The organism is Collinsella aerofaciens, from assembly GCF_040910245.1.
Lineage (GTDB): Bacteria > Actinomycetota > Coriobacteriia > Coriobacteriales > Coriobacteriaceae > Collinsella.
Genome location: NZ_JBDGAY010000009.1, coordinates 74,839 through 82,655, shown reverse-complemented (window position 1 = coordinate 82,655; position 7,817 = coordinate 74,839). Strand labels below are relative to the sequence as shown.

The window sequence follows — 7,817 nt, the reverse complement described above, 5'->3', positions numbered from 1 at the left end:
GCTTGCCCGTATCGTAGGCAATGCGCCGAATGCTCGCCATCGAATTTTATCGATAGCCTATTTCAGACTGTAATGGGTGTTCCTGTAGTTCTGTCAAGAGGGATTCGCCCTTTCGATGGGCGTTTTTGGCAATGCTGACGCAGGCCCTGCCGGGCCTGCGATCTCCGCCGGCCGTTAGGCTGCGTATGGAACCTTGCCCCCCATGATCGCGTAAATCACCTCGAGCCGCTTCCTCGCCACCGCTTTCAGCGCCTTGCCGTGCGGTATGCCCCTGTCGCGGCAGCGCGCGTAATATTCGCCCCATCGGTTGCGGCTGCGCGAAAGGCAGTTGCTAGAGAATACGAGCAGGTTCTTCAGCCTCTTGTTGCCCTGCCACGACGCGGACACCGACGGTATCGACGTGCCGGACCGCCTGTTGCGCGGCGCGAGCCCGCAGCGCGAGGCGAGCCTGTCGCGGCCCGCGAAGTCGGCTATGTCTATGGATATGACCAGCTCGGATGCCGTGCGCGGCGAGCCCGGGCAGGTACGCGCGCGGCATCCCGGCGAGCTTGGTGCGCGAAAGCGCGAGCGAGCTGATGTTGCGGACCTGGTCGACGACGACCAGCGCGCCCGGATACTGCGCGTAGAGCCCGTCGATGGCGTTCTCCCTGTTGGGAATGGGTGTGTGTAGTCAAATAAGCGTCGACACTTTCGGCAGCAGGTTTTCGACGCTAAACGCAAAGACATGCCGACCGCCTTCGAATGTGCCTAATCTGATAGATGCTTCGGTTTCTACTCAGAAAGGTAGGAAAGGCAATGATCAACATGTCCACCGTCAATTCTATACGCCAGCAGCGCCGCGACGGGTTCAGCATCTCGGATATCGTCAAGATGAACGGCGTATCGCGCGACACCGTCTACAAGTACCTCGCCCAAGACGACTTCTCCCCGAGGCCGCCCGCGAGGAGGAGCGCACCGAGCAAGCTCGACCCGTACAAGCCCGTCATCCGTCAATAGCTCGAGGACGACGCCCGGAACTGGCGCAAGCAGCGACACACCGCCAGGCGTATATGGCGCAGGCTGGTCGACGAGCACGGCGCCGACGTCAGCGAGTCCACCGTCGGCCGCTACGTCGCCGAGCTGAGGAGGCGGGACCGCTCCCAGGGCGAGCGGTTCCTCGACCTGGTGTGGGAGCCCGGCCGGGCCTAGGCCGACTTCGGCGAGGCCGATCTCTACGTTTCCGGTGTCCGCACCCGCCTGAGCTTCTTCGTACTGTCCTTCCCGTACTCCAACGTCGTCGAGCCTGACCTCGGCCACGCGGGCGCGCTCGGCGGGGTCGTCCGGAAGCCCCTCCAGGCCCCAGTCCCGCCATTCCGTCTGCTCGGGTGCCGCGCCGCCGGCCCCTTCGCGCCCGGTCCTCTTCATTTTGCCCGCGCCCCCTTCGGCTCGACGCCTCCGTGGGGAGGCGAACGCGGGGCTGCCCTCGCCGTGCGAGCAGTGCATGCACTCCGCCCGGTCGGGCATCTCGCGGGCGGTCAGCTCGTCCGCCTCCTCCAGCTTGAGCCAAGCATACAGGTTGTCCTTGTTCGGGAAAAGCGGCAGGCTCCTGCAGGCGGCGGGGGCGGACAGGCCGCTCCGGTGGAACTCCCAGAGAATCCCCTCGCGCTCCTCTTTCGTATACATCGGACTCCCTCCTGGACCCAAATTGGGTCCGAGATTTTGTCCGAGGTCCCCAGTTTCCCGATGGGGCGGGTTTCGGAAAGCGTGTTCCGCTCTGAGGGCTCATTCCGGGATGGACTTTCCGAAGCAGCGCCCATTGGGAAGCTGCGGACCGTTTTGAGCATCGATTCTGGGACACGCTTTCCGCTAGGGCGGCGTTGCGGAAACTGCGTCCCGTTCTGAGGCTGCAATCTGGGATGCAGTTTCCGGAACGGCGCCCTTGGGGTAACTGCGTCCCATTTCGACGCTGTAGCCCACCTCGTACGCCTTCCTTGGCAGGCTCTGCAAACAAAAAGCCGACTGGAACGTGAATTCCAACCGGCTGCGAAGCGAGATTATGTTGGGTCGTCTACGAACGTGCGCCCTCGAGGAAGAAGCGACGGCTAAAGTAGTTGTACCAGGTGACCAGGAACGTGGCGATGGCCTTCATGGCCTGGTAGCCGATGCTCAAAAACGTGACGCCCACAAACATGTACAGGTCGTTGAGACCCAGACCAATCACCGACAGGATGGTGAAGATCGTGAACTCGCGCTTGCGGCTCATGCCCTCGCGATGGTCGAACACGTACTTCATGCTGAGCCAGTAGTTGACCACGACGGACGTGATAAACGAGATCGTGGTGCTCATCAAAAAGTCGAGATGGAACAGCTCGACGAGCGCAATGAGCATGCCCCAGTCGATGCCAAAGGAGATAAGACCCACGACAGCGAACTTGAGGAATTGCTTAGTATGAGGTTGTGCCAGTGCCTTGCGCACGTAATCACATCCAATGCGTTGATGAATCGAGCAGAGGATACTTTAGAGCTTTTGCAAGGGAAACGTAAGGGCTTTGCCAAGAACTATACGAACTCGCCAAATTTGCAAGAGACAATCCGCAAACGTTGTAAATCCTTCCGTAAACGAGCAAGGCCCACGAACAACGCAGCGCTCGACGCACGTCGTCCGTGGGCCCCGTAGTGCAACGAGGAGGCCGAGCTACTTGGTCTCCTCGCCCTCCAGGAAGATCTTTCGGGTCACGAAGTTGTAGACCATAACAAGCGCGGTGGCGCAAATCTTGGCGATATTGGCCTCGAGCCCTAGGCCGGCGTTGAGCGCCAGCACGATACCGTCGTTGAGCGCCAGGCCGATCACGGACAGCACGACAAAGATAATGAACTCGCGGCGGCGGCTCATGCCCTCCTTGTGCGCAAACACGTACTTCATGCTCGCGACGTAGTTAAAGATGAGCGAGACGATAAAGCCGCTGGTGTTGGCGATCAGGATGTTAAGGCCCAGACCGTAGTGGAGCAGATTCATGATGCCAAAGTCGATGACGGTGGCAATGACGCCGACGACGCCAAACTTCATGATCTGCGCAAGGAGCTTTTGCATGGTACCTGCCTTAGGGTGGCGCCGGAGCGCCGCGGGGATGACAAACTCAGCAAGTTTAGCCAATCCCCGCGGGTGGTGCTAGGCGCGCTCCTCGATAGCACCGTTTCTATATGCATCGAGCAGCTGACGCAGGTCCTGGATTTGGCTGCGGATCTTGGCGCCAGTATCGGTGTCGCTCACCATGCGGCGACGGTCTGCTTGGTCAAAACGGTTGGTCTCGCTTTCGATGTCCACGTTGCGCGTGAGTGCCTCGGCAACCGTCGTAAAGGCCCGGTGCGACTTGAGGCGGCAGCCGCGCGAGCTCGAGATGAGCGTATAGCCGGCGATACCCGTCTTGGGATGGTAAGCGCGGCAGAAGCCGCCATCGATGACCAGCAGCTTGCCCTCGGCGCGGATGGGCTGTTCGCCCTTGGTGGTTTTAACGGGCGTGTGGCCGTTGATGATGTGGCCGGTCGGCGAGCATGCCATGGGCGCGACGCCAAACTCGCGCATGATGTCATCGCAGACCGAGGGCGACTTGGTAAGCGTAAAGTACGGGTCCATCGGCTCGACCCAGGTGCTCTTATCGGCGATATAGGCGCGCTCAAAGGTACGCACCAGGCGTCCGCTGGCGGGCGAGTTAAAGCCAATCCACAGGTACCACATCCAGTCGAGGGCGTCGCGGTCGCCCACGCGCCAGGCGCGGCGGGCGATGCAGTCGCAAAAATCGAGATAATCGCGGCCAGCGTGCCAGGTGCCCAGGCAGTTCATGCTGCTAAAGGTACCATCCTCGTTGAGCGGCACGCAGCCGTGGAACAGCAGATTGCCGTTGGCGACCTTGTACATCGAGCCGTGGGTGTAGAGGAAATCGATATGGCGATGCAGGTGATCGGCGGTGACAAACTCGGATACGAGCTTGTCGATGATGTGTTGCTCCTGGGGCGTGAGCGTGTAGGGGTCCGTCGGGTCGACGGTGGGGAAGTCGTTGGTCGTGAGCGGCCACACGCTGTCGTCGGCGAGCGTGACCGTGCCGGTGTCGTGGTCGATCTTGTCGAGCAGCAGGCGGTCGGTCATGTCGAACTCGGGGTGGCGCTGGATAATCTGGCCCTCGAGTTTAAAGAGCAGCACGTTGATGGCCTTGATCAGCGGGGTGATGGACTCGTCGGCGGTATAGGTGGCGTCGGCGAAGGCGACGAGCTCGCGCAGCGAGATACCGTAGTCGTTCTCGAGGATCTCGTAGTTGTCGTAGCGCAGGTTGTTGCGCAGAACCGTGGCGATGCAGGCGGGCTCGCCGGCAGCGGCGCCCATCCACAGCAGGTCGTGGTTGCCCCACTGGATGTCGAGCGAATGGTAGGTGAGCAGGCGGTCCATAATCTTGGCAGCGCCGCCGCCACGGTCGAAGATATCGCCCACCAGGTGCAGGTGGTCGACGGCCAGGCGCTTGATGAGCGAGGCGAGCGACTCGATAAAGTCGTCGGCGCTGGCGGTCTCTAGGATGGACTCCACGATGCGCTCGTGATAACGCACACGATAGTTGTTCTCGTCCGGATGCGTGTGCAGCAGCTCGTCGATGATGTAGGCGTAATCGCGCGGGATGGCCTTACGCACCTTGGAGCGCGTATAGCGGCTCGAAAGCGAGCGGGCAACCATGATGAGCTGGTCGAGCATGGTCTTGTACCAGGTGGGGGAGTCCTCGCGCCGGCTGCGGACCAGCTCGATCTTCTCGCGCGGGTAGTAGATGAGCGTGCACAGCTCGCCCTTTTCGTCAAAGGAGAGCGTGTCGCCAAAGATCTCGTCGACATGTTCGCGCACGACACCCGAGCAGTTGTTGAGGATGTGCATAAAGGCTTCGTACTCGCCGTGCACGTCGCTCATAAAATGCTCGGTGCCCTTGGGTAGGTTGAGGATGGCCGAGAGGTTGATAATCTCGGTAAACGCGGATTGTTCGGTGGGGAACTGTCTCGACAGCAGGCGCAGATACTTGAAGTCTTGCGGGTTGCGATCGAATGCGACCATGAAACACCTTCCGATGGGGCTGGTAAAACTGATAAACAGCGTCAAACGTTTATCAGTATGCGCCGCTTTTGTTTCCATTTTGCGCCGGCGGCTGAATTGTCGGCTGAACGGTTTGCTAAATCGATTTAGTTGAGGTTGATGTGTCGGTTAAGTGGAGACGAAGGGGATGATTTTGCCCATGTTGGCCCATAGCGGGGATGGGGATGTTGATGATAAAGATATTCAATGCCAATGGTTCGAATTGGTAAATAGTGGACATTTGTATCGTATTTAGGCTTGCTGTGCGATAATTTGCGTAGCAATACTTAAGGAGCCTCATATGAGTGATTTTGTCCTGACCTGTGAATCCGCTGCCGATCGAACCCGTGAGTTCTTTGCGTCGCGCAATATCCCTGTCGTGTGTTTTCATTACGAGATCGACGATGTTGTCTATACGGACGATCTGTATCAGTCGATTACGCCGGACGAGTTTTTTGCCCAGATTGCCGCGGGCGCCATGCCCAAGACGTCTCAGGTGAGCGTGGGTGAGTACGAGGAGTTTTGGGAGCCGTTTGTTGCCGAGGGTAAAGACGTGCTGCACCTGGCGTTGTCGTCGGGTATTTCGGGCACGTATGGATCGGCCTGCGTTGCGGCACAGATGCTCGCGGATCGCTATCCTCAGGGCGGCAAGGTGCGCGTCATCGATTCGTTGGCGGCGTCTTCGGGCTTTGGTCTGCTGGCGGAATGTGCCGCCGACGTTCGCGATAGCGGCGCTTCGCTCGACGAGACGGCCGCTTGGATTGAGGAGCATAAACTCAACCTTCACCACTGGTTCTTCTCGACCGATCTGTCGAGCTACCTGCGCGGCGGTCGCATTTCGGCTGCGAGCGCGATTATCGGCACGGCGCTTAAGATTTGCCCACTTATGACGGTCGATTGCGAAGGTGGGCTGTCGCCACGTGAGAAGATCCGCACCAAGAAGCGCGCGATTTCCGAGATGGCTAAGACCATGATGAAACACGTGCAGGACGGTGTGGATTATTCGGGTAAGTGCATCTTGTCCCATTCGGCGTGCCGCGAGGATGCCGAGGCCGTTGCGGCGCTGATTGAGGAACAAGTTCCGTGGCTCAAAGGCAGGATTGAGATCAACAATATCGGTGCTCTGATTGGTTCGCACACCGGACCTGGTACGGTTGCGCTCTTCTTTATGGGTGACAAACGCGTGGATTAACTTGGCCCATCACGTCGCGCACGATTGCTCAAACGAAAACGGCCCGTCTCACGTTTTGTGGGGCGGGCCTTGCTGTTGCGGTTAGCGTTTCTTTCCGCGGAAGAAGAAGCCGTGCAGCGAGGGCTTGAGGCCGCGGTTGGCGCGACGCTCCTCGATATGATCGTGGATCGAAGCGACGCGTTCGATAACCTCGTCGGGAATCGGCACGTCGGGATTCATGTTCTCGACCTGACTGACCTCGGCGGCGGCAACCTGGTCAATAATGGGCACATCGTCGCGCGAGATGACGGGCGTTGCGTCTTCCTTCATCTTGCGGTAGCGCTCCATCATGTCGGTCTGCAACTGTTGGGCCGAAGGCGGCGTCCAGATGATGGCGTTGGCGCCGGCGGCGATGGTTTCGCGGATGCTCTCGGGTGTTTTGCCGCCCGGCGCGATGAGCGGCAGGTTAGGATAGTGCTCGCGCAGCTCGCGAAGGACCTGGGGCGTGTTTTTGCCGGCCGCGATGTTGAGGATCTTGGCTCCGGCGCGCACCTTGGCATGCGCATCATCGTCGCAACGTACGACCGTGGCGATGACGGGGATGTCGGCGATGTTGGTGATGTGCTCGACCATCTCGGCAGTGGCGGGGGAGTTGACCACGCAGCCCGCCGCGCCCTGCATCTCGGAGACGGCTGCCATCTGTACGGAGCGCTTGCCGGTCGTAGTTCCGCCGCCCACGCCTACAAAGACCGGGCACTCGGCGACGGTCAACAACGCCTGCGTAATGGCCGGCTGTGGCGTGAAGGGGTAAACGGCAAAGACGGCATCGGCGTTGGAGTTGCGGATGACCGCGACGTCGGTTGTGTAGATAAGCGACTTGATGCGACGGCCGAAGAGTGTAAAGCCGCTGGCCTCCTCGATCTCGTCGGGCATGCGGAGGGCCGCCTTGCGTAGGCGCCCGTCGATGGGCAGCGGCTCCATGGGGAGCAGTCCGTTGGGGGTCACGGCTACCTGGGGCTCGGTGAACTCGTCTGCGAGCTCGACCTCGGAAAAATCGACCGAGGCGACGATGTCCTCGTGAACCTCGGCGGGAACATCGATGGGGGCTTGGTCGTTAGTCGCGGCAGGCGCGTCGAAGGAGCTGGTGCCGACAAAGGCGTCGACGCGCTCGTTTAGGTCGTTGAGGGTATCCATGGATCCTCGATTCTATGCGATGATGGCCGGCAGGGCGCCGGCAGCGTTGTGCTTGCTAAATCGTTTGACGAGTTGATTTTTCCCCGCCGCGCCATCCGTTAGACCGAAGGACCGGCGAACGTGAAGGAGCTGTGGTGGCGGGTATTGAGGTGCTATCTTGAATGTCCCGTTTAAAAGAGAGGTGACGCGGTATGGATTTCACAGCAATGTTGGGCTCGATTGGCCTGTGTGTGGGCGCAATCGTTGCCGCCGCGGTCATCTACTTTGTGGTTACGGCCATTAAAGGCAAAAGAGTCGAGCGTAAGGAACGCGAGGCACTTAAGCAGCACCGTGACCAGCAGGACAAGCGCGCACGGAGATAGTTTGTTG

At 59.9% G+C, this 7,817-nt stretch carries 9 protein-coding genes; 4 read left to right on the top strand and 5 right to left on the bottom strand.

The window, feature by feature from the left end; all coding sequences use genetic code 11:
• Positions 1–174 precede the first annotated feature (174 nt).
• The gene (locus AB5Z20_RS05010; protein WP_368156520.1) at positions 175–474 is read right to left on the bottom strand and encodes a transposase; all 300 of its coding nucleotides are present in this window, start codon (positions 472–474) and stop codon (positions 175–177) included.
• On the opposite strand from AB5Z20_RS05010, the gene AB5Z20_RS05005 reads away from it, so the two are divergent.
• Together AB5Z20_RS05005 and AB5Z20_RS05000 are read left to right on the top strand one after the other, a co-directional pair.
• Complete coding sequence (locus AB5Z20_RS05005) at positions 473–670, top strand: hypothetical protein (RefSeq protein WP_368156523.1); 198 nt, start codon at positions 473–475, stop codon at positions 668–670. The genes AB5Z20_RS05010 and AB5Z20_RS05005 overlap by 2 nt on opposite strands.
• An 89-nt stretch (positions 671–759) precedes the next feature.
• Positions 760–996, top strand: a complete 237-nt coding sequence (locus AB5Z20_RS05000; RefSeq protein ID WP_368156516.1) for a helix-turn-helix domain-containing protein — start codon at positions 760–762, stop codon at positions 994–996.
• Positions 997–2,047: 1,051 nt separating this feature from the next.
• Here AB5Z20_RS05000 and AB5Z20_RS04995 read toward each other — a convergent pair.
• The 3 genes from AB5Z20_RS04995 to AB5Z20_RS04985 all read right to left on the bottom strand — a co-directional run bounded on the left by AB5Z20_RS04995 (position 2,048) and on the right by AB5Z20_RS04985 (position 5,065).
• Positions 2,048–2,455 carry a GtrA family protein gene (locus tag AB5Z20_RS04995; protein ID WP_035137329.1) on the bottom strand — a complete coding sequence of 136 codons (408 nt, stop codon included), beginning with the start codon at positions 2,453–2,455 and terminating at the stop codon, positions 2,048–2,050.
• Between the two features lie 219 nt (positions 2,456–2,674).
• Entirely contained in the window at positions 2,675–3,070 is a 396-nt protein-coding gene (locus AB5Z20_RS04990; RefSeq protein ID WP_117637315.1) for a GtrA family protein, read from the bottom strand.
• A gap of 78 nt (positions 3,071–3,148) precedes the next feature.
• Positions 3,149–5,065: a fructose-1,6-bisphosphatase gene (locus tag AB5Z20_RS04985; protein WP_368156514.1), complete on the bottom strand. Its 1,917-nt coding sequence runs from the start codon at positions 5,063–5,065 to the stop codon at positions 3,149–3,151.
• Between the two features lie 319 nt (positions 5,066–5,384).
• Between AB5Z20_RS04985 and AB5Z20_RS04980 the strand changes: the two genes are divergently transcribed.
• Positions 5,385–6,275, top strand: a complete 891-nt coding sequence (locus AB5Z20_RS04980) for a DegV family protein (protein ID WP_368156513.1) — start codon at positions 5,385–5,387, stop codon at positions 6,273–6,275.
• 81 nt (positions 6,276–6,356) lie between these two features.
• Here the strand turns inward: AB5Z20_RS04980 and AB5Z20_RS04975 are convergent, their stop codons facing one another.
• On the bottom strand, positions 6,357–7,448 hold the full coding sequence (locus AB5Z20_RS04975; protein WP_368156512.1) for a hypothetical protein: 1,092 nt from the start codon (positions 7,446–7,448) through the stop codon (positions 6,357–6,359).
• Between the two features lie 191 nt (positions 7,449–7,639).
• Here AB5Z20_RS04975 and AB5Z20_RS04970 point away from each other — a divergent pair, with 191 nt between their 5' ends.
• The gene (locus tag AB5Z20_RS04970; RefSeq protein WP_368145472.1) at positions 7,640–7,810 is read left to right on the top strand and encodes a hypothetical protein; all 171 of its coding nucleotides are present in this window, start codon (positions 7,640–7,642) and stop codon (positions 7,808–7,810) included.
• Positions 7,811–7,817 lie beyond the last annotated feature (7 nt).